Annotated in this window: 21 protein-coding genes; 15 read left to right on the forward strand and 6 right to left on the reverse strand. The window is 71.1% G+C overall.

Features of this window, described 5'->3' with window-relative positions; genetic code table 11:
• Positions 1-345: 345 nt before the first annotated feature.
• Positions 346-585 (reverse strand): hypothetical protein, encoded by a 240-nt coding sequence (locus tag ACFQRF_RS18795; RefSeq protein WP_379872437.1) that lies wholly within the window; start codon positions 583-585, stop codon positions 346-348.
• Between the two features lie 15 nt (positions 586-600).
• Here ACFQRF_RS18795 and ACFQRF_RS18800 point away from each other — a divergent pair, with 15 nt between their 5' ends.
• The 15 genes from ACFQRF_RS18800 (at position 601) to ACFQRF_RS18870 (ending at position 13,856) form a co-directional block, all read left to right on the forward strand.
• Positions 601-1,341, forward strand: a complete 741-nt coding sequence (locus ACFQRF_RS18800) for a hypothetical protein (protein ID WP_379872438.1) — start codon at positions 601-603, stop codon at positions 1,339-1,341.
• Positions 1,342-1,390: 49 nt separating this feature from the next.
• The gene (gene cpaB / locus ACFQRF_RS18805; RefSeq protein ID WP_379872439.1) at positions 1,391-2,140 is read left to right on the forward strand and encodes a Flp pilus assembly protein CpaB; all 750 of its coding nucleotides are present in this window, start codon (positions 1,391-1,393) and stop codon (positions 2,138-2,140) included.
• A complete protein-coding gene (locus ACFQRF_RS18810) occupies positions 2,137-3,777 on the forward strand; it encodes an AAA family ATPase (RefSeq protein WP_379872440.1) in 1,641 nt (546 codons plus the stop codon). The genes cpaB and ACFQRF_RS18810 overlap by 4 nt, the downstream gene beginning before the upstream one ends.
• 3 nt (positions 3,778-3,780) lie before the next feature.
• A complete protein-coding gene (locus ACFQRF_RS18815) occupies positions 3,781-4,167 on the forward strand; it encodes a TadE/TadG family type IV pilus assembly protein (protein ID WP_379872441.1) in 387 nt (128 codons plus the stop codon).
• 39 nt (positions 4,168-4,206) lie between these two features.
• Positions 4,207-5,565, forward strand: a complete 1,359-nt coding sequence (locus tag ACFQRF_RS18820) for a CpaF family protein (protein WP_379872442.1) — start codon at positions 4,207-4,209, stop codon at positions 5,563-5,565.
• Positions 5,562-6,494 (forward strand): type II secretion system F family protein, encoded by a 933-nt coding sequence (locus ACFQRF_RS18825; RefSeq protein WP_379872443.1) that lies wholly within the window; start codon positions 5,562-5,564, stop codon positions 6,492-6,494. The genes ACFQRF_RS18820 and ACFQRF_RS18825 overlap by 4 nt, the downstream gene beginning before the upstream one ends.
• Positions 6,495-6,527: 33 nt before the next feature.
• Positions 6,528-7,436, forward strand: a complete 909-nt coding sequence (locus ACFQRF_RS18830) for a type II secretion system F family protein (protein WP_379872444.1) — start codon at positions 6,528-6,530, stop codon at positions 7,434-7,436.
• A 4-nt stretch (positions 7,437-7,440) separates the two neighbouring features.
• The gene (locus ACFQRF_RS18835; protein ID WP_379872445.1) at positions 7,441-8,799 is read left to right on the forward strand and encodes a sensor histidine kinase; all 1,359 of its coding nucleotides are present in this window, start codon (positions 7,441-7,443) and stop codon (positions 8,797-8,799) included.
• A complete protein-coding gene (locus tag ACFQRF_RS18840) occupies positions 8,741-9,457 on the forward strand; it encodes a LuxR C-terminal-related transcriptional regulator (protein ID WP_379872446.1) in 717 nt (238 codons plus the stop codon). The genes ACFQRF_RS18835 and ACFQRF_RS18840 overlap by 59 nt, the downstream gene beginning before the upstream one ends.
• A gap of 73 nt (positions 9,458-9,530) precedes the next feature.
• Positions 9,531-9,785, forward strand: coding sequence for a hypothetical protein (locus tag ACFQRF_RS18845; protein WP_379872447.1), 255 nt, complete (start codon positions 9,531-9,533; stop codon positions 9,783-9,785).
• A gap of 52 nt (positions 9,786-9,837) precedes the next feature.
• Positions 9,838-10,581 carry a pilus assembly protein TadG-related protein gene (locus tag ACFQRF_RS18850; RefSeq protein WP_379872448.1) on the forward strand — a complete coding sequence of 248 codons (744 nt, stop codon included), beginning with the start codon at positions 9,838-9,840 and terminating at the stop codon, positions 10,579-10,581.
• Positions 10,582-10,790: 209 nt separating this feature from the next.
• Entirely contained in the window at positions 10,791-11,849 is a 1,059-nt protein-coding gene (locus tag ACFQRF_RS18855) for an OmpA family protein (protein ID WP_379872449.1), read from the forward strand.
• Between the two features lie 8 nt (positions 11,850-11,857).
• Positions 11,858-12,415 carry a hypothetical protein gene (locus ACFQRF_RS18860; RefSeq protein WP_379872450.1) on the forward strand — a complete coding sequence of 186 codons (558 nt, stop codon included), beginning with the start codon at positions 11,858-11,860 and terminating at the stop codon, positions 12,413-12,415.
• Between the two features lie 35 nt (positions 12,416-12,450).
• On the forward strand, positions 12,451-13,107 hold the full coding sequence (locus ACFQRF_RS18865; protein WP_379872451.1) for a C40 family peptidase: 657 nt from the start codon (positions 12,451-12,453) through the stop codon (positions 13,105-13,107).
• A gap of 284 nt (positions 13,108-13,391) precedes the next feature.
• Positions 13,392-13,856 (forward strand): DUF1801 domain-containing protein, encoded by a 465-nt coding sequence (locus tag ACFQRF_RS18870; RefSeq protein ID WP_379872452.1) that lies wholly within the window; start codon positions 13,392-13,394, stop codon positions 13,854-13,856.
• A gap of 77 nt (positions 13,857-13,933) precedes the next feature.
• Here the strand turns inward: ACFQRF_RS18870 and ACFQRF_RS18875 are convergent, their stop codons facing one another.
• From ACFQRF_RS18875 to ACFQRF_RS18895, 5 genes are all read right to left on the reverse strand, one after another.
• Positions 13,934-14,326, reverse strand: a complete 393-nt coding sequence (locus ACFQRF_RS18875) for a hypothetical protein (RefSeq protein WP_379872453.1) — start codon at positions 14,324-14,326, stop codon at positions 13,934-13,936.
• 13 nt (positions 14,327-14,339) lie between these two features.
• The gene (locus tag ACFQRF_RS18880) at positions 14,340-15,692 is read right to left on the reverse strand and encodes a hypothetical protein (protein ID WP_379872454.1); all 1,353 of its coding nucleotides are present in this window, start codon (positions 15,690-15,692) and stop codon (positions 14,340-14,342) included.
• 192 nt (positions 15,693-15,884) lie between these two features.
• Positions 15,885-17,606, reverse strand: coding sequence for an ABC transporter family substrate-binding protein (locus tag ACFQRF_RS18885; protein WP_379872455.1), 1,722 nt, complete (start codon positions 17,604-17,606; stop codon positions 15,885-15,887).
• Positions 17,607-17,667: 61 nt separating this feature from the next.
• Positions 17,668-19,797, reverse strand: coding sequence for a dipeptide ABC transporter ATP-binding protein (locus ACFQRF_RS18890; protein ID WP_379872456.1), 2,130 nt, complete (start codon positions 19,795-19,797; stop codon positions 17,668-17,670).
• A 14-nt stretch (positions 19,798-19,811) separates the two neighbouring features.
• The gene (locus ACFQRF_RS18895) at positions 19,812-20,738 is read right to left on the reverse strand and encodes an ABC transporter permease (protein ID WP_379872457.1); all 927 of its coding nucleotides are present in this window, start codon (positions 20,736-20,738) and stop codon (positions 19,812-19,814) included.
• Positions 20,739-20,779 lie beyond the last annotated feature (41 nt).

The raw sequence follows: 20,779 nt of genomic DNA on the forward strand, positions 1-20,779 counted from the left end.
CCTGCGGCGCGGCACACCGCGCGCCGCCAACGGCCGCGCCATCCGCCATCTCATAACAGAGCGGACACTTCCGCCGCACGGCGGAACTCCCCCAGCACACTAACCGCCCATTGCGCGACATTCAGTTACATTTCGGCCTGTGGATGTCTTGCTTTTTCCCCTCGCAATAACGCACCGTGTATCACAGCGTCCAGGGGCAACAAGTGAATCATCCCCGGTAGAGGGATCGCAGGGCGCCTCGTTACGATACGTCCCCATAGGGTCGCGCCGGCCCCCCGATCGGAGCCGGCGCACCCCGCGCCGCACCCCCAGGGAGCCTGTACCGTGCCGACCGACCGTCCGAGGTCACCGAGTGTTGTCGCGTTGCTCGCGGATATTCCGAGCACGGGGCATCTCGGTGCCGCCCAGGCGCAGCGTTTCCCCCTGGCGGGCGACGACCTCGCCGCACGGTGCGCGGACTTCCTCGATTTCGCCGCTCATCATACGGCGCAGGACCGAAAAGTGCTGGCGCTCTATCCGAAATGGCGTGGACGGGATCCGGAGCGCGCCGTCCAGTTCGCGCGCGGTGCTCTGCGAACCGACCACATCGCCGGGGTGCCGGTGGACCTTTCCCCGCTGGCATTCTCGCTGCTCGCCGACCAACTCGCCTATCTCGCCCCCTATCTTCCCGCCGGGCTCCTCGCGGCGCTCGCCGACGAACTCCCCCGGCACATGCTGGCCGGCGCCTGGCTGAAAAGCGTGACCAATCTGTCGACGCTCCCCATTTCGGTCCGGCACCATATGGCGTCCTATTCGCCGAAAGCCGCGTTTCTGGCGTTCTGCTCCCCCACCCCCCACGTCGTGCGGGTGCGCGCCGGAAAGCCGGCACCCGCGCCGCCCTTCCACCCGGTCGATCCCGTCCAGATGCTCGTCTCCGTGGCGGGCGACATCGAGACCACGGCGTTCGACACCCGGTTCCTCCCGCTGGTGCGCACGGTCGGCACCCGCCCGCTTCCGGCGCAGCCGCTCGGCCCGCGGTACTGGGGGTCGCCGCGGTTCATCGAGTTCGTGGTATTCAGCGCCCACCAGGAGGCCCTCTCGCACCCGGTCCGCAGTATCCGCCCCACCACCTGCGGCTGGTGCCGCGAACCCGTGGCCGCCCCCCGCTGCCCGTTCTGCGGAGCCGCCAACCGCCCGCCCATCGGCCGGCCCCCGTCGTACGCGCGCGCGGGCGAGCTGCCCGCGCCCGCGGCCCCCGCGCCGGACGGCGCACGGCCCGAACCGGCCGCCCCGCCCCCGGCGGGCCCGGCCGCGGCACCCGGCGCCGGAACGCCGCCCGCCTTCCGGCCCACGGCACGCTGAAGCCCGGCCGCCCCCGCTCCGCCACCGTCCCGAGGAGAAACGGAACGTCATGAACCCCCGTCAGCGACGCGGTGTACTGCTGATGATCATCGCCGGGATCGGCGCCATCGCGGTCCTGTTCACCATCGTCTCGTACACCAACACGCTGCAGGCGGAGATGGGCACCTACCACGTCGCCCTGCGCCTCACGGAGGACGTGCCGCCGTACCAGCCGATCGAGGAGGACCAGGTGGAGGAGTTCGCGGTCCCCGCGCGCTTCTTCAACGAGGACGTCTTCCTCACCGGCGCCGACTTCGACGAGGCGCTCAACCGCCTCGGCCGCCAGCCGGTCTCCGCCACCTTCCTGGACTCCGGCACCCTGCTGCAGAAGAGCATGGTGGTCGACGCCCCGGACCTCAACGAGGGCGAACGCGAGATCGCCATCATGATCAACGCCGAGACCGGTGTCGCCGGCAAGGTCGACGACCAGTCGCACGTGGACATCTACGCCGCCTACCAGCCCAACGACCAGCAGGGGGCGTGCGCCGTCCGGGTGCTCACCGACGTCCAGGTACTGGAGGTCGGTGAGATCGGCTCGGAGATCGACGCGCAGACCGGCGGCACCAACTCCGTCGTCCCGGTCACCTTCCGGCTCGATCCGCAGGAGGCGCTGCGCCTCACCTACGCCGAGGGCTTCGCCGACAAGCTCCGGCTCGCCCTGGTGAGCCCCGAGGGCTCCGGCGACCCGGGCGGCCTGGAGTTCTGCTCCACCGACCAGGCCGAACTCCTGGAACAGCAGGAGTCCGGAGGTTCCCGATGACCTACCAGGTGCTGATCGGGGCCCCCACCGCCGCGCTGGAGAACGCGCTGACCGCGCGGTTCGAGGAGCTCGGCGACGCCGAGGTGGTGAGCGTGCACCGCACCTCGCGCGAGGTGAGCGACACGGTGGGCAAGCTGTCGGGCCTGGACGTCGTGCTGATCCACGAGGACCTCGGCCCGCTCCCGGTCCTCGACCTGGTGCGCGACATCTCGCGCAACCACCCGCAGCTCGCCGTCATCCTCATCGTGAACGAGGTCGAACCCGACACGTTCACCAACGCCATGGAGGCCGGCGCCCGTGGCCTGCTGCAGGCCGACGCCACCATCGAGCAGCTCAGCGCGCGCGTGACCACCGCCGCCGAGTGGTCCCGCACGCTGCGCCGGCACCTGGAGGCCGCGTCCCTGGACGTGCCGGTGGCCGGCCGGCGCGGCTCCATCATCACCTTCACTGGCGCCAAGGGCGGGGTCGGCACCACGACGACCGCGCTGCACCTCGCGCGGATCGCCGCCCGCGCCGGCCGCGTCGTCTGCCTGGTCGACCTCGACCTGCAGACCGGCGACATCCCCGGCTACTTCGACCTGAAGCACCGGCGCAGCATCGTCGACCTGGTCGACGCCGCCGACGACATCAGCGCCGCGATGCTGTCCGACACGCTGTACGTCCACCCCGACGGCCTGCACATCCTGCTGGCGCCGGTCGAGGGCGAGCGCGGCGAGGACGTCACGGCCCGCGCCTCCCGGCAGATCCTCGGCGCGCTGCGCTCCCGGTTCGACCTGGTCATCGTCGACTGCGGCTCGGCCATGAACGAGGCCACCGCCATGGCGGTGGAGCTGTCCGACACCGCCGTGGTGCTGGTCAACCCCGACCTGCCGGCCCTGCGGGGCGCGCAGCGGCTGATCGCCATGTGGAGCCGCCTGCAGATCCGTGCCCCCGAGAACGTCACCACGCTGCTGATGCGGCACAGCCGCCGCAACGAGATCCAGCCGGACTTCGCCCGCAAGCTGCTCGGCGGCACCATGCTGCGCACCCCCGTACCGGCCGCCTACCGGGCGCTGGAAGAGGCGTCCAACACCGGCGCGCCGGACCGGCTGACCGACGAGGCGCTGCTCAGGGCGTTCGGGCGGCTCGCCGGTGAGCTGGGCATGCTCACGGTCCCCGCGCCGGACGACGGCGCGCCCGCCGACGCCGCCCTGGCCGCCGGCGCCGACCAGCACGGCACCGGGCCGCACCCCGCGACCGTGGCGACACCGGCCCGCGGACGCCCGTCGCGGCACGCCCGGGGCGAGTCGGGGTCGCTGGTCGTGGAGTTCGCCGCGGTCGTGCCGTTCCTCGGTCTCGCGCTGCTCCTCGTGTGGCAGGTGCTGCTGGTCGGCATCACCGGGATGTACGCCGGCCACGCCGCTAACGAGGGCGCGCGGCAGGCGGCCATCACACCGGGCGACCTCGCGGCCATCCGTGAGGAGGCCACCAAGCGGGTCCGCGCGCCGTGGGACGCGGCGGACACCTTCGACCTGGCGGTGGTGGAGCGCGGCGGGCGGTCGTTCGTGCGGGTGACCATCGCCACGCCCGCGGTGATCCCCGGGGTCGACAGCCCGTGGGGCATCACCAGCGAGGCGCTGATCATTCCGGAGGGGTGACGCATGAGAGTCGCTGCGCGGCGCGCGCGGGCCCGGGGCCGTCCCCGCGACGACGGCGGCTCGCAGATCCTGGAGTTCGCCGCCTACTTCCCGTTGTTCCTGCTCGTCGCCGCGCTCGCCCTGGAGGTCTTCGTGTCGTTCGTGGCGGTCGAGCAGGCGGAGAACGCGGCACGTGCCGGGGCTCGCGCGGCGGGCGCCGCGGGCGGCGGCCCGGCCGCCGCCGTGTCCACGGCCCAGCAGGCGCTCCCGCCCTGGCTGGACGGCGCCGTCGTCACCGCGGGGACCCGCGAGGACGCCGGCCACTACACGGAGGTGCGGATCGATCTGCCCATCGTCTTCCGGATCGCCGACTTCGACCTCACGGTGGTACGGCGGGCCGACATGCCGTGACACCGCCCGCCGACTCTCCGCACACGCAGGCAGGAACCCATGGGACTGAAGGACCGGCTCGACGAGGACCGCCTCGCCGGGCAGCACGTGGAACGCGGCGGTGTCGCCCACTGGCGGCAGCGGCTGCTCAGCGAGATCAACCTCGACGACCTCGCGATGCTCAGCCTGGAGCAGCGCCGGATCCGGCTGGAGAAGGTGGTCGGCCACCTGCTCTCCCGCGAGGGGCCGGTGCTGTCCGACCGTGAACGCGGCAACATGGTGCGCCGGGTGGTGGACGAGGCCCTCGGCCTGGGCGTGCTCGAACCGCTGCTCGCCGACGAGAGCATCACCGAGATCATGGTGAACGGGCCGGACAACGTCTACATCGAGCGGCGCGGCCGGGTCGAGCGCATCGACACCGCCTTCGCCAGCGAGGAGCAGCTCTACCAGACGATCGACCGCATCGTCTCGCAGGTGAACCGCCGGGTGGACGAGTCGAGCCCCATGGTGGACGCCCGGCTGCCCACCGGCGAGCGGGTCAACGTCATCATCCCGCCGCTGTCGCTGTCGGGGCCGGTCATCACCATCCGGCGGTTCCCCAAGCCGTTCACCATCGAGCAACTGGTGGGCAACGGCAGCCTCGACGAGGCCACCGGTGTGCTGCTGGCCGCGCTGGTGCGGGCGCGGTTCAACATCGTCATCTCGGGCGGGACCGGCACGGGGAAGACGACCTTCCTCAACGCGCTGTCGGCGTTCGTGCCGGCGAGCGAGCGCATCGTCACCATCGAGGATTCCGCGGAACTGCAGCTCCAGCAGGAGCACATCATCCGGCTGGAGGCGCGCCCGCCCAACATCGAGGGCGCCGGGCAGATCTCCATCCGCGACCTGGTGCGCAACTCGCTGCGGATGCGCCCGGACCGCATCATCGTCGGCGAGGTCCGGGGGGCCGAGACCCTCGACATGCTGCAGGCCATGAACACCGGCCATGACGGCTCGCTGGCCACCCTGCACGCCAACTCCGCCGACGACGCGGTGCACCGGCTGCTGACGCTGGCCTCCATGAGCGAGGTGAAGATCCCGTTCGAGGCGATCCGCGACCAGATCAACGCCGCCATCGACGTCATCGTGCACCTGTCGCGCTACGCGGACGGCAGCCGCCGGGTGTCGGAGGTGTCCGTGGTCGCGTCGACCCGGCGGGAGGAGTTCCGGCTGCAGCCGCTGCTGCGCTTCGAGCCGCACCGGATGGACCTGAGCCGCGCGGTCACCGGCGACTTCCTGCGGTTCCCGCTGCCGCGGCACGTCGCCGCGCGAGTGTACAACGCGGGCGAATCCGTTCCGGCGTCCTTCGGCGTCGCCGGCCCCGAGCCGGCCGCGCCGCAGGACGGCCGCGCCCAGCATCCCACCGGAGGTCTGCTGTGACCGGCTATCAGGCCGTCATCGTCCTGCTGTCCGCCGTGGCGCTGGCGATCGCCGTGTGGGGGATCGTCGTGTTCGCCGACGGTCTCGCCCAGCGGCGGCTGCTCGCGTCGCGCAGCGTCCTGGCGGAGGTCGAGCGCCGGGCCAACAGCCCGCTGGCGCGGCTGGACGCGGCGCTGCGGCGCACCGAGTTCGGCCGGGCCGTGCAGCGCCGGCTGGCGCGCGCGGGCGTGCAGGTCCGGGTGGCCACCTTCCTGCTGCTGCTCCTGGGCGCCGCCGTCGCCGCCATCGTGCTCGTGTGGCAGATCCTCGCGCCGCTGCTCGGGCTGCTCTCGGCCGGGCTAGTCGCGTTCCTGTTCCTCGCCTACCTGCGGCGGCAGGAGGAGCGCCGTACGGAGGCGTTCACCGCCCAGTTGCCCGAGCTGGCGCGGGTGCTGTCCAACGCCACCTCGGCCGGCTTGGCGCTGCCCACGGCGATCGACATGGCGGCCGACGAGCTGGACGACCCGGCCGGCACGGAACTGCGCCGGGTGGTGGAGTCGATGCGGCTCGGCCAGCCGTTCGAGGCCGCGATCGAGGACCTGCGGCACCGCATGCCGTCGCGGGAGATCGGCGTGCTCATCTCCACGCTCCTGGTGTCGGCGCGCTCCGGTGGCGCGCTGGTCACCGCGCTGCGCACCATCTCCGACACCCTGGAGAGCCGCAAGGAGACCCGCCGCGAGGTCCGGACCATCCTCAACGAGACGACGTCGACGGCGTGGGCGCTGCTCGTCATGGGGGTCGGCGCGCTCTTCCTGCTGAACGCGATGCTGCCCGGCACCGTGGAGGCCATGGTCGAGAGCCCGATGGGGCTCGCGATCCTCGGGACCGCCCTGGCGCTGTTCGTCACCGGCTTCGTCGTGATCCGCCGCATGGCGCGGATCGACTTCTAGCGTCCGATCCGCCGCCGACCCCTGGGAGGGCCCATGAACATCACGCTCAGCTTCCCGCTCATCCTGGCGCTGGGGCTGGCCGGGGCGCTCTGCGTCGTCCTGGCCGCCTGGGGGTTCCACCTGATCACGCGGGAGAGCCCGGTGGCGGCCGACCTGACGGTCGCGCCGGCGAAGCGGAAGCGCGAGCGGCTCTTCGTCCTGCACCGGATCACCGAGCTGATCGGCCGCCCGTTCGGCGCGGCGGTGCTCGACGCCCTGAGCGACGCGCAGCGGTCCGGCATCCAGCGCCGCATCGACGCGGCCGGCCGCCCGAAGGGGCTCACGGTGACGCGGTACGTGCGGCGCAAGGTCGGGGAGGTGCTGCTGTACGGCACGCTCGCGCTGCTGATGCTGGCCAACGACAACGCGCTGTTCGCGGTGGTGGTGCTGGCGTTCGTCGGGCTCACCGACCTGTCCCTGTACGCCGCCGCGCAGCAGCGGCAGGACGAGATCCAGCGGCAGCTGCCGGACTTTCTCGACGTGCTGGCGGTCACCGTCGGTGCCGGGCTGGCGTTCCGGCAGGCGCTCGCGCGGGTCGCGGACTCCATGCCGGGGGTGCTGGCCGACGAGTTCCGGCTCGCGCTGCGCCAGATGGAGCTCGGCACCAGCCGGCGCGAGGCCTTCCAGGCGCTCCGCAGGCGCAACGGCAACGAGGCGCTGGGCCGGTTCGTCTCCGCGCTGCAGCAGGCGGAGGAACTGGGCGCGCCGCTCAGCCAGACGCTCAACACCATCAGCCTGGACATGCGCCGGGCGGACGCGCAGTACCTGCGCCGGCGAGCGCAGAAGCTCAACCCCCGGGTGACGGCGGTGACCGCCGCCACGATGCTGCCGGGTCTGCTGCTGCTCATCGCGGGCGGCCTGTTCCTCGGATCCGACATCGACCTGTCCGGCATCCTCGGCTGACGGCATGGAGGGCCAACACCCGACCACGGCGGCGGAGCGGCTCATGGGCGTCGCCCGGCTGCTCATGCAACTGCGGTTCCTGCTCACCGCGGTGGCGCTCCTGCTGCTGCCCGCCGACCGCTCCTCACTCGCCACGGTGCTGGCCCTCGTGCTGTACGCGGTGCTCTCGGGCCTGCTCGGCCGCTACTGGCAGCGGCTGACGCCCTACCTGCTGCGGGCGCCGTGGCTGGTAGGGGCGGACATCTTCATCGCGGCCGGCATCCTGGCCGTCGACGGGCCGTCGGGGGCGTTCTTCGTCGCGACGGTGCTGACCAGCGCCATCGCCGGGGTGCTGTTCACGTGGAAGGGGGTCGCGACGGTCGCCGGCCTGCAGGCGATCGGCTACGCCGCCGCGCTGCTGTCACACCTCACCCTGCACTCGGCGCCGGCCCCCGTGGAGGGCATCGGGCTGCAGCTGTTCGTCATCCACCCCGTGCTGTACCCCGTGGCGGGGTTCATGGGGATCCGGCTGCGGCTGATCTTCACCGAGCTGGCCGCCGAGCAGGAGCGGCGCCGGGCGGCCGAACGCGCCGCCGCGGCGGCGGAGGAGCGCGCCCGGCTGGCCCGCGACATGCACGACTCGGTCGCCAAGACGCTGCGCGGCGCAGCGCTGGCGGCGCAGGCCCTCCCGCTGTGGCTGCGCAAGGACCCGGAACGGGCCGCGGCCACGGCGGCGCAGGTGGCGGCGGCCGCCGAGATGGCCGCGCGGGAGGCCCGCGAGCTGATCGCCGATCTCCGGGACGACTCGGCGGCGGTGCCGCTGGCCGAGGCGGTCGGCATCGTGGTGCGGGAATGGTCCGCGGAGTCCGGCATTCCGGTGTCCTACGAGCGACCGGACGGCGAGCTGCCGGTGATGGTGACCGCCCGGCTGGAGACCATCGCCGTCCTGCGCGAGGCGCTCAGCAACGTCCGGCGGCACGCGGACGCGGGCTCGGTCACGGTACGCCTGGAACGGACCGCGGCGGGCTCGGCGGCGCCCGGTGGCCGCGGGCTGCTGCTGCACGTCGCCGACGACGGCGCCGGGTTCACCGTCCGGACGCGGCCCGGCGACGGCGCCGACGAGGTGATCTCTCCGGCCGGCCACTTCGGTCTGACCGGAATGGCCGAGCGGGCACGGCGCGCCGGCGGAACGCTGGCGGTCGACTCCGCCCCGGGAGCGGGCACCCGGATCACCCTCCGGGTCCCGCTCGCCTTCGACTCCCCCGCCCCTGAGAGGACGCACAGTGAATCCTCGACCCGGTCCCCCACCCCTGACCGTGCTCGCGGTGGACGACAACATCGTCGTGCGCGCCGGCCTGATCTCGCTGCTGGAGACGGCCGATGACATCGCGGTGATCGGCGAGGCCGGCGACGGGGACGAGGCCATCGCCCGCGCCCGCGAGCTGCGCCCGGACGTGGTGCTGCTGGACGTCCGGATGCCCGGACGCGACGGGGTGAGCGCGGTGGAGGAGCTGAGCGCGCTGTCGAAGGTGGTGATGCTGACCCACACCGAGGACCCCGAGACCGTCCACGCCGCGCTGCGCCGCGGGGCGACCGGCTACCTGGTGCACGGCCACTTCACGGTTCCGGAACTGAGCCGCGCCCTGCGCGAGGTGGTACACGGCCGGGGCAGCCCGCTGTCACCGGTCGCCGCGACCGCCGTCCTGGACTCCGTGCGCGCGACTCCGACATCCCAGCGGGGCCCGGCGGCGCAAGCGGACCTCGGGCTGACCGAACGCGAATCCGAGGTGCTGGCGGCCGCCGCGCGTGGACTGTCGAACTCGGCGATCGCCCAGGACATGTTTCTCTCCGAGAAAACGGTGAAAAACCATATCAATCGAATATTCCGAAAACTCAAGGTGACGTCCCGCGCGGCCGCGATCGCACGCTGGAATGGCCACCCCGGCCCCACCGACACCACCCCTACCAGGCACATCCACCGGCAGACCCCGCCGAACGGCGCTGGGTCTCGCCCAGGAGATAATTGGGCCCCCAGGCCCTAGGCGCCCGACCTGGGTTTTCTCTACATTGAACAACGTCGCTCCGCACGCCCCTCTCCCTCACAGGAGTCCTCCCATGCAGAACCCGTTGATCTGGGGATACGTCAAGGCCCGGATCGCCCTCGCCGATCGCAGAGCCATCGTGCGCAGAGGGGACGACCGCGGAAACTTCGTCGAGTACGCCGCGGTGATCGTGCTGATCGCCGCGATCGCGGCGGTGGTGCTCTCGACGAACATCGGGCAGACCATCGCGACCGCTCTGCAGAACAAGGTCAACGAGATCCTCGGGACCGGGGCGGTATCCCCGGCGTCCACCGGCGAAGCCCCGTGAGGTCACCCGGCGAGATTCGCCGTACGCCGGTGAGCGCACCCTTATGAATCCCATGTCATGCCGTCCACGGACCGATGAGCGGGGACAGGCCAGCCTGTTCCTGCTCGTCGGCCTGACGCTGTCCCTGTTCGCGCTGGCGCTACTGTTCGCCCGGCTGGGCAACGCCAACGATCTGCGCACCCGGGCGCAGACCGCGGCCGACGCCGCCGCACTCGCCGCCGTGGGTTCGGTCCGGGACGCGGCCGCCCGGCAATTGGCCGAAGGCACCATTCCGTTCGCCTCCGTGTACGACGCGGCGGCCGGTCGCACCGCGGCCGAACGGTACGCCCGGGACAACGAGGCGATCCTGGCCGACATCCGGGCCAGTGACGATGAACTCGGCCAGGTCGGGAACATCGTCCGGGTGGAGGTACGGGGTGCGTACTGCCAGCAGGAACTGGAAGAGGACCGGAGCGTGCACTGGTCCGAGATCGTCTGCACCGGCGAGGAGGATGCCGAGGCGCCGGCCAACTACACGGGCAACGCCGCGGCCATCGCCGAGATGGTGCTGCCGGACTGTTCCTACTCGTTCGGATCCGGCTTCGCCATCGGAGGAGTGGAGTGCGACGGGCAGCCGATCACGAGCTACGCACAGGCCCGGTCGCTGATCACCATCCGGCTGGTGGCCGAGGAGGGACAGTACCTCTACCGTCCACTCGGGAGCCCGGCCGAACCCGCCGACGAGGACGATGCGGCAGAGGCGACAGAGGAGGAAAACGCCGAACCTGATTCGAACGAAGCAGAGAATAACCGCTAGGGCGATTATCCGAATACGAATGCCGCACATCGGCAGGTCGGCAATGATTCCGGTGTGAGCATTTTTCCACACCGTCCGCCTCACCTCCGGATTCCGCGTTATTCTGCTACCCCTCGTCCGCTTCAGCACGTTCATCCGGGCACTATGGACCCATTCACTAGGGTTCGTTAGGCTGACCGGCTGTACGTATCTCCGTGGAAGGTTGCGTCGTGAGCAGATGGAGCGCCCCTCCTCCTTTTCTCCGCGCGATGCGCGCACTCGGCCCCATCGCCGCCGGCGCGGTTCTGCTTTCCTCCTGCGTGGGCCAGCCCGATGCCGACCCCCAGAGCGGGACCGGCGCCGACGGTGGCGTGGTGGACGAGGAAGGCGCGCCTGGCTCCACGGGATCGGCCGACCCTGTCGCCACGGCTCCGTACCACGTCAGCGCCGAAGGAATCGACCTGCGGTTCCACATCAACTCGCTCGAACGCTACAGCGATGACATGGTCGTGCTGACGATGTCCGTGACCAACGACGGCGACGAGGCCACCCGGGTGACCGACAGTCTGTCCGAAGAGGGCGGACAGCCGAGCACGCCGGACGGCGTCTCCCTCATCGACACGGCGAACGAGCAGCGGTACATGCCGCTGAACCGGAGTGACGGCGAGACCTGCCACTGCTCGACCTGGAGCGGTGAGGAGAGCGTGGAACCCGGCGGGCGGATCGAGACCTGGGTGGCCTTCCCTGCCCCTCCGCAGGACGTCGAATTCGTCACGGTCACCACTCCGGTCACTCCGGACTTCCTTGACATCCCCATCACCGATGCGGAGTCCCCCGACTCATCGATCGCCGACGCGCCGGTGGCCGAGCCGCGGGTGCTCGGGCTGCGCGCCTTCCAGGACGACGTCGAGGGCGGCACCTCACGTGCCGACTCAGGCGACGAGACCACGATCCTGCTCTCCTCCGATGTGCTCTTCGAACTCAACGAGTCCGCCCTCACGCCGGAGGCCGACGACATCCTGCGCCAGGTGGCCGAAGAGATCGACAACGCCTCGGCGACAACGGTCGAGGTCGACGGCTACACCGACAACACCGGCAGCGACGCGATCAACGACCCGCTGTCCGAGGACCGGGCGGCCAGCGTTGAGGAGCGGCTGCAGGAACTGGTGACTCGCGAAGGCGTCGGCTACGAGGTGGCCGGCCACGGCTCCGCCGACCCCGTCGGTGACAACCGCACCGACGAGGGACGAGAGAAGAACCGCCGCGTGACCATCACCTTCGCGAAGTAGAGGTCCTGATGCCCCTCCGCCGATCAGTGCTCCGTTCCGCGGCCGCCGTGCTCACCGCCGTCGCGGCGAGCCTCACGCTGGTGTCCGCGTCACATGCCGACGACACGTCGGCCGCTTCCTCCTCCGAGTCCGCCCAGCCCGAGAACCTCGGCAGCAGCCGGGCCACCCACTCGGCGTGGGACGAGTCCACCATCGAGATCAACGCTCTCGACCGCTCGGCCTCCGGGCGGTACACCCAACTCGTCTGGACACTGCACAACCGAGCGGACGAGTACATCAGCCTGAACGCGTTCGAGAACACCACCTACTGGTATCCAGGCGCGACGAACGGAAGCGGCCTCGTTCTCTTCGACGAAGAGAACGAGATCCGCTACCACCCCTATATCGACACGGAACAGGACTGTGTCTGCGCCGGAGCCGACCACGCTCCGACGAGGTTCCGGCTGTTCACGCAACCCGGCACCCAGAACACCTACTGGGCGTCCTACCAGCTCTCGGAGGACACCGACTCGGTGACCGTCGAGATCCCCGGATTCCTGCCGATCCAGGACGTGCCCGTCAGCTGACCTGCGGTCGTCCCCCGAACAAGAAGGAGCATTCGGTGGCGAGGTACGAGTCCGGACCCTCCCGGACGCCCCCCGGTGACGACCGCGGTGCCTCGATCGTCGAGAGCGCCGTCCTGCTGTCGCTCGCCGCCATGATCATCGCGAGCGTGTCGCAGACACCGCTGGGCGGCATGTTCCACGACGGGGTCCGCGAGATGGTGTGCCTGGTCGAGGGCCCGGAGTGCGGTGGCGAGACCTGGACCGAGCATGACCGGCCCGAGGAACCCGACATCTACGAGTACAACTTCACCGGCTTCTACGACGGTGAGGTTCTGGGCGAGGGGGACGCCCGCGTCGCCATCGAGTTCGCGCTCGGCCAGCAGGGCAAGCCCTACGGCTGGGGCGCCACCGGCCCCAACTCGTGGGACTGCTCATCGCTCGTGCAGGCGGCGTGGCGGCAGGCCGGCGTGCAGATCCCGCGCACCACCTGGCCGCAGCACGCGGCGCTCGCCCCGGTGGACCGGTCGGACCTGCAGCCGGGCGACCTCATCTTCTTCCAGACGATCCCGGGACCGCCGCCCACCCACGTGGGCATGTACCTCGGCAACGGACAGATGGTGCACGCCGGGAATCCGGTGCAGGTGGTGCAGGTCCTCGGCAACTCCTACTGGGAGAGCCGCTGGGTCGGCGCCGGCCGGGTACCGCAAGGCTAGGCGGTGTTCTCCGGACGGGGCGCGGGGCGGCCTTGAGCACGTGCGTGCCGGTCCTGCAGTGGCGGCCATCGGAGTCGGCAGGATTCGTTCGTGAGGTTCGGCTGGAGGATCTCGGGGTCGTTGCGGCCGCCACGCTCAGCACCGAGGGCCCCGGCACTGGGGTGGACGGCGTCCGGGGTTCCCGCGCCGTTTGGTGTCGGTCAGGAATCGAGAAGCACCGGCCGTCCCGGCGCGGCTACCGTGACGAGCACATGACGCCGATCACGGAGAGGAGGGCGTCGGCCATGGGCACGGACGTCACGGGGAAGAGCGGCCGGGACCCGGATGGTTTCTCCGGGCAGGAGCGCGCCGCCATGAGGGAACGCGCGGCGGAGCTGAAGAAGGAGGCGAGCCGCGGTCGTGGCAACAAGGCCGCCGCGGACGAACTCGACGTGCTGTCGAAGATCGCCGAGATGGCGGCGTCCGACCGCGCGGTGGCCGAACGCGTCCACGCCATCGTCACGGGCACGGCGCCGGAGCTGGCACCGAAACTCTGGTACGGGCAGCCGGCCTACGCCAGGAAGGGAAAGGTGCTCTGCTTCTTCCGCAGCGGGACGGTGGACAAGGAGCCTTACTCCTCGTTCGGATTCACCAGCGAGGCGCGGCTGGACGATCCCAGCGGTCTGTGGCCCACCTCGTTCGCCGTGACCGAACTGACGGGCGAGGCGGAGGAGAAGATCGCCGCCCTCGTCCGGCGGGCCGTGGGCTGAGCCACCGGATGAGGCGCCGCGGGGACATGCGACGGCACCGTGCCCCGGCCCGCGGGGCCTGCCGGCACGCGGTGCCGTTAGCCGCTCCGGCCGTGGTGGACCCGGGTGAGCGCCCAGCCGGCGACCGCTCCCGCGAAGGCGAGCAGTGACCAGGAGACCGACTCCGGCCATCGGGCGCCGGGGGTGCCGGCCAGCAGGGCGGCGTTGCCGAGCAGGCCCGCGGCCGGGGCGGTGAGTGCGGCGAGTGCGTTGCGGCCCGCCCGGTGGCGTTCCGGGCGGCGGTGGGCGAGAGAGGCGGCGACCGACGCCAGCAGGGCGGCTGCGAAGCCGGTTCCGCCGTACCAGGCGACCGCCCCGCCGTAGCTCTCCAACTGCGCCAGCGACGCGTACGTCACCACGGCGACCGACGCGGCCGTGGTGAGCACGAACCACACCACCAGCCCCACCAGCCACGCACGGACCAGATCCACTGCGCCTCCTCTGCTACGCGCACCTGTCGTAGTCGACGTACTCGCGCCGCCCGTCCCGTGGCGCTCCGAGATAGTCGGCTTCGACGACGTCGAGGTTCTCACTCCCCCACGTCCCGCCGAGGCCGAGGCTCACCCCCACCTTCAGGCTGGCCGACACGTCGCGGATGTCGTTCTCGTAGTCGTACCGGGCGCGCGTGGTGCGGCCCTCCTCGAAGACCCACCGTTCGAAGGGGGAGGCGTCCGGCGCCAGCTCGGTGGGTGCCAGTGAGTCCCAGGTCAGTGGGATGACCTGGTCGTCGGCCACCAGGCCCAGCCACTCCGCCACCATCCGGCGCTTCTCGGCGGTGTCGACCTTCAGCTGGGTCGTGGTGATCGTCGGCCCCTCCGGGGAGCGCACGGTCTGGGCCAACAGCAGGGACACGACCCGGCCTTCGGCGTCCGCTATGACGGTCATGGCCCCGGACCGGCCGACGGTCGGCCGTACCCGGTCGACGACCCAGTGCGCGCCGACCTGGGCGGTGCCGCCCAGTTCGTAAACCGTCATGACCGTCCCGTCGCGCCGGTTCTCGGCCCGGCTGAGCACCGCGTTGACTCCGACGGCGCCGTGCGCGTGCAGTTGCGGGCTGATCTCCCAGCCCTCGATGCTGCGTCCGGTGCCTTTGCCGGGCCCGTCACCGTCCTCGTTGCCCAGCCCGGCCCCGGCCTTGGCCTCGGCGCCCAGGCCGCTCTCGACGCCCTGACGCGTGATGTCGGGCGGGGGGATGTCGGGTCCCCAGATCATGTCGACGCCCCAGCCGATGAGCGGGCTGATCCGCCGGGTGACGTCGATCTTCTGCCGGGTGCGCAGGTCCTCCCGCAGTCGCTCCGCCTCCTCCGGCGAGTCCAGGATCCACGTGCTGCCGTTGGGCAGGCTCACCGACCCGGAGACGTCGAGGCTGGCGCCGAGCCGCAGCGCGCGGCCCAGGTTGACGCCGCCGCCCACACCGAGCGACGCCTCCAGCCGGGAGGTCTCGACCAGGGTGAGCTGAGTGCGGCCGTCGGAGAACCGCTCGGTGATGAAGGAGAACCGCTCCCCCACGCTGATGACGACCTCGACCTCCCCGCCCGCGACCTCGGTGGCGCGGGACCGCAGGCAGCGCTCCGGTTCATAATGCTCGTCGGCGGCCTCCTGGGAGCCGCCGCAGTCGCCGAGGCCGAGCGCCCGGCAGGCGGCGGTCCGCAGCAGGTCGGTGACGGAACCGGGAACGACGGTGACCACGGCCGCCAGCACCACCGCGACCAGCAGGACGACCGCGACGTACTCCAGCATGCCGGCGGCCCGATCGGCGCCGCCCGCGCCGTGCCGCCGGAGCCTCGGGGTCGTCACCAGGCGACGGTACGGATCCGGCGGACCGGGCGAACAGGGCCCAGGGCATCATTTCACGACCCATCTTCCACGGGCCGCGTCCGGTCCCGTCTGGGCCCGTGGGCCCAGACGGTGCTCCCGCCGGTCGCCCGGACGCGAGCGCCCCCGCCGACCGGGTCGGCGGGGGCGCGTGGACGACGGGGATTCAGCCGGTCAGGATCCCTGCGCGACCCAGCCGATGTCCTCGTAACGGAGCGACGCCAGGCCCGTCTCGCCCCAGTTGGCGATGTCCTCGTTGACGACGTAGCGCCCCGGACGCTGGAAGAACGGGACGTTCTGCGCGTTCTCCCAGATCAGCCGGTCGATCTCGTTGGCGATCTCGGCGTAGCGCTCGGGGTCGGTCTCCTGCTGGAGCTCGTCGAACTTCGCGTTGATCTCCTCGGTCGACACCTTGCCGGTGTTGTTGCCCCAGTCGGGCTCACCGTCCTCGGTCTCGCCGAACGGGCCGCCGTAGTTCTCCCCGGAGTCGCTGGCGTACGGGTTGGACCCGGTGAGCACGAACGCGGCCACCTCGTAGTTGCCGGGGATGATGTAGCCGGTGAAGTACTCGGTGTTCGGCACCGACTCGATGTTGACCGCCACGCCGATCTCGCTGAGCATCGCCTGCGCGATCTCGGCCTCGTCCTGCATCGTCTGCAGGCCGGAGGAGATCACCCAGCGCAGCTCCAGCTCCTCGCCGTCCTCGTTGACGCGGGTGGCGCCCTCCTCGGGCTGGGTCCATCCGGCCTCGTCCAGCATCTGGGCGGCCAGTTCCGGGTCGAACTCGGCCAGCCCCTCGCTGTTGTCCTGGAAGCCGGTCTGGCTGGAGCGCAGCAGCCGGTTCACGGTGGGGTCGGTCGGCCAGTCGATCGGTCCCATGGTGGCCTGCGCGAGCGCCTCACGGTCGATGGCGTGCGTGAGGGCCCGCCGGACCTCGACGTCCTCCAGCTTGGGGCTGGAGCCGTTGAACTGGATGAACCGGTAGCCGTTGTTGACCGCCCGGGTCATCCGCGAACCCTCCTTGTCGCGGAGCAGTTCGTAGCCGGCGACGTCGGTGCCCAGGTAGAAGCCGTCGATCTCGTCGTTGTTGTACACCTGGGCCAGGGCGTCGTTCTCGTAGCCGTGGAAGATGATGCGGTCCAGCTTGGCCGGTTCGCCCCACCAGTCCTCGTTCTTGTTGAGGATGATGGTCTGGGCGGTGTCATCGAACTCGACGTCGCCGAAGGGGCCCGCGGTCACCGGGATGTCGCCGACGTAGCCCTCGTTGAACTCCTCGGGATCCGTCATGTACTCCTTCGGGTACAGCGGCGCGAAGAGCTTCGGCCAGTCGCCGTACGGCTCGGCGAAGTGGAAGATGACCTCGTGGTCGTTCTCGCCCCGCTCGGTCTCCTCGATCAGCTCGTAGCCGTCCGGGCTGCCCACCAGGAAGTCGCCCTCGCGCGCGCCGCCGACGGTCTCGGCCTGCTCGGCGTAGTCCTCCCAGGTGATGGGCTCGCCGGTGGACCACTCGGCGTCCGGGTTCAGCCGGAAGGTGACGGTGAGTCCGTCCTCGCTGACCTCGCTGGACTCCACGAACGCCGGGTTCGGCGACGGTGCGCCGGTCTCGTCGTACACGTGCGCGGTCGGCAGCACGGCCTCGACGATGTCGCGGACGTTGCCGAGGTTGCCGTCCGGGTGCGACATGTTGTACTGCGTGGGGTACTCGTTGATGCCCCAGTGGAAGTCGCCGCCGTCCTCGACGTCCTCGCGGGCGACCGGGTTGATGTCGATGGCGGGGATGTCGGCGAGCGTCTCCTCGTTCTCGTTCCCGCCCTCCTCACCGCCACTGCAGGCGCTGGCCACCAGCACCAGGGCCAGTGCCGGGGCCGCGAGCGCGGCCCCTCGTCTGATGGTCATGGGAATCTCCTTGTCTTCTGCGGGGATGGGGGGATCGAGACGGCCGCGCGCGCCGCGCCGGTCAGAGAAGTTCGCGCTGCTCGGCGTAGTGGCAGGCCGCGCCGTGGTCGGACGCACCGGCCAGCGGCACGATGGCCGGCTCCTCGCTCAGGCAGCGCTGCCGCTCCTCGTCGCCGAGCTGCCGGAACTTCTGGCACCGGGTGCGGAAGCGGCACCCGGACGGTGGGTTCGCCGGGTTGGGGAGGTCCCCCTCAAGGACGATGTGCGTCCGCGAGCGCTCCTTCTCGGGGTCGGGGATGGGGATGGCGGACAGCAGGGCCTGGGTGTAGGGGTGGGCCGGCGCGCCGTAGATGGAGTCGACGTCACCGATCTCGACGATCCGGCCGAGGTACATGACGGCGACCCGGTCGGCGAGGTGCCGGATCACCGACAGGTCGTGCGCGACGAACAGGTAGGAGAGTCCCAGCCGCGTCTTGAGCTCGTCCAGCAGGTTGATCACCCCGGCCTGGATGGACACGTCCAGCGCGGACACCGGCTCGTCCAGGACGAGCAGCCGCGGCTCCAGAGCGAGCGCGCGGGCGATCCCGATGCGCTGCCGCTGCCCGCCGGAGAACTCGGTCGGGTAGCGGGAGGCGTGTTCCGGCTCCAGCCCCACGAGACGCAGCAGCTCGTGGACCCGGGAGCGCAACTGGGCGCGCGGGTGGTCGTGGGTGCGCAGCGGCTCGGCGATGATGTCGAACACCGGCATGCGCGGGTCCAGGGAGGACATGGGGTCCTGGAACACCACCTGGACCTCGCGCCGGACGGCGAACCGCGCGCGCCGGCCGAGCTTTCCGGACTCCCGGCCCAGCACGACCACTCGGCCGCGCTGGGGGGCGTTGAGGCTGAGGATCTCCATCAGGGTGGTGGACTTGCCGCAGCCGGACTCGCCGACGAGGCCGAGCGTCTCCCGCTCGCGGATGTCGAAGCCGATGCCGTCGACCGCGTAGACGGTGCCGACCCGCCGCTTGAAGATCGCGCCCTTCATCAGCGGGTGGTGCTTGACGAGGTCGTCGACTTCCAGAACCACCTCACGCTCCTCGCGCGGGGTGCGCGCCGCGGTGTCCTCCGGGATCTCGGGGACCGGGTAGATGTCGGCGGCGGTCCAGGCGTTGGCCTCGATCTCGGCGGCGCGCACGCACGCCGCCTGGTGGGTCTCGGCGCCGACCCGGACCAGCGGAGGCTCACCGGTGGTGCACTCCTCGCGCACGAGCGGGCAGCGGGGGGCGAACGGGCAGCCGGGGGGCAGGTCGCTCAGCGACGGCGGGGTGCCCTTGATGGGGACCAGCGGCGTCTTCTCCTGGAAGTCCAGCCGCGGCACGGAGCCGAGCAGGCCCATGGTGTAGGGCATCCGGGTGCGGTAGTAGACGTCGTCCACGGTGCCGAGTTCGACCGGCCGGCCGGCGTACATGACGAGCACCCGGTCGACGAACCCGGCAACGACCCCGAGGTCGTGGGTGATCATGACGATCGCGGCGCCCGTCTCGCGCTGCGCGGTCTTGAGGACCTCCAGGATCTGCGCCTGGATGGTGACGTCGAGCGCGGTGGTGGGCTCGTCGCAGATGATGACGTCGGGGTCGTTGGCCATCGCCATGGCGATCATGACGCGCTGGCGCATGCCGCCGGAGAACTCGTGCGGGAAGGCCCGGTAGCGCTGGTCGGCGTTGGGGATGCCGACGAGCCTGAGCAGTTCCACGGCGCGGGCGGTCGCCTGCGCCTTCGAAACGTCGGGGTTGTGCACCCGCACGGCCTCGGCGAGCTGGTCGCCGACGGTGTATACCGGCGTCAGCGCGGACAGCGGGTCCTGGAAGACCATGGAGATCGTGCGGCCGCGGACCTTCGCCAGCTGCCGGTCGTCGAGGCCGAGCAGTTCCCGGCCGTGCAGCCGGACCGACCCGGTGACCCTCGCGTACTCGGGCAGCAGTCCCATGGCGGCGAGCGAGGACACCGACTTGCCCGATCCGGACTCGCCGACGATGCCGAGGATCTCGCCGCGGCGCAGCTGGTAGCTGACCCCGCGGACCGCGTGCACGTCGCGCCCCGTGCCGGTGGCCGGGAAGGTGACGTGCAGGTCGGTGACCTCCAGGACGGGCGCGTCGGAGGGGGCGCCGGATTCGGGGGCGGCGGCCGGCTGCGTCTCAGTGCTGGTCATGGTTTGTCGTCCCTCTAGATCCGGCGCGACTTGGACTGGGGGTCAAGGGCGTCGCGCAGGCCGTCACCGACGAGGTTGACCGCGAGCACGAGGATGACGAGCAGTCCGGTGCAGAAGACGAACGTCCACGGGTGGGTCACGGCCTGCCGGGCGCCCAGGGCGATCAGCGAGCCGAGCGAGACGTCGGGCGCCTGCACGCCGAACCCGAAGTAGGACAGGCTCGTCTCGGCGATGATGGCCGAGCTGACGTTGATGGTGGCGTCCACGATGAGCAGGGACGACATGTTGGGGATGATGTGCCGGAAGATGATCTTCCACGCGGGCACTCCCATGTAGCGGGCGGCGAGGACGTACTCCCGTTCTTTGAGGGAGATCGTCATACCGCGCACCATCTTCGCGGTGACCATCCAGGCGAACGCCGCCAGCAGCAGCACGAAGACCAGCCAGCCCTGACCGCGCAGCGCCGGGTACAGGATGGCGAGGATGAGGAAGCTCGGCAGCACCAGGGCGAGGTCGGTGATCCACATCAGCACCTTGTCGGTGGCGCCGAGGAAGTAGCCGGCGAACGAGCCGACGATGGCGGCCAGCACCGTGGTGATGATCGCGGCGAGCAGGCCGATGATCAGCGACTTCTGCATCCCCACCATGGTGATGGTGAAGATGTCGCGTCCGGTGTTGTCGGTGCCGAACCAGTGGTCGGGTGAAGGCGGCTGCAGGAACGCGGCGTAGTCGCGTTCGCCGAACTCCCACGGGCTGATCAGCGGGCCGATCCAGGCGACGGCCGCCAAGGCCACGATGAGGCCGATCCCCAGGACGACGCGGCGGGTGCGCAGCATCTGCCGCGCGACGCCGGACCAGCGGCCGGGCACCCGCGTCTCGTCGCCGCCGCCTTCGGGACCTGGACCGGTCACCACGGCGGCGCGCTCGGCGGACATGCTCATGGGGTCTTCTCCAGCGGGGTGTGGTGGGCGCTCGGTCGGAG

Source organism: Marinactinospora rubrisoli (assembly GCF_042664915.1).
In the GTDB taxonomy this organism is placed as follows: Bacteria; Actinomycetota; Actinomycetes; order Streptosporangiales; family Streptosporangiaceae; genus Marinitenerispora; species Marinitenerispora rubrisoli.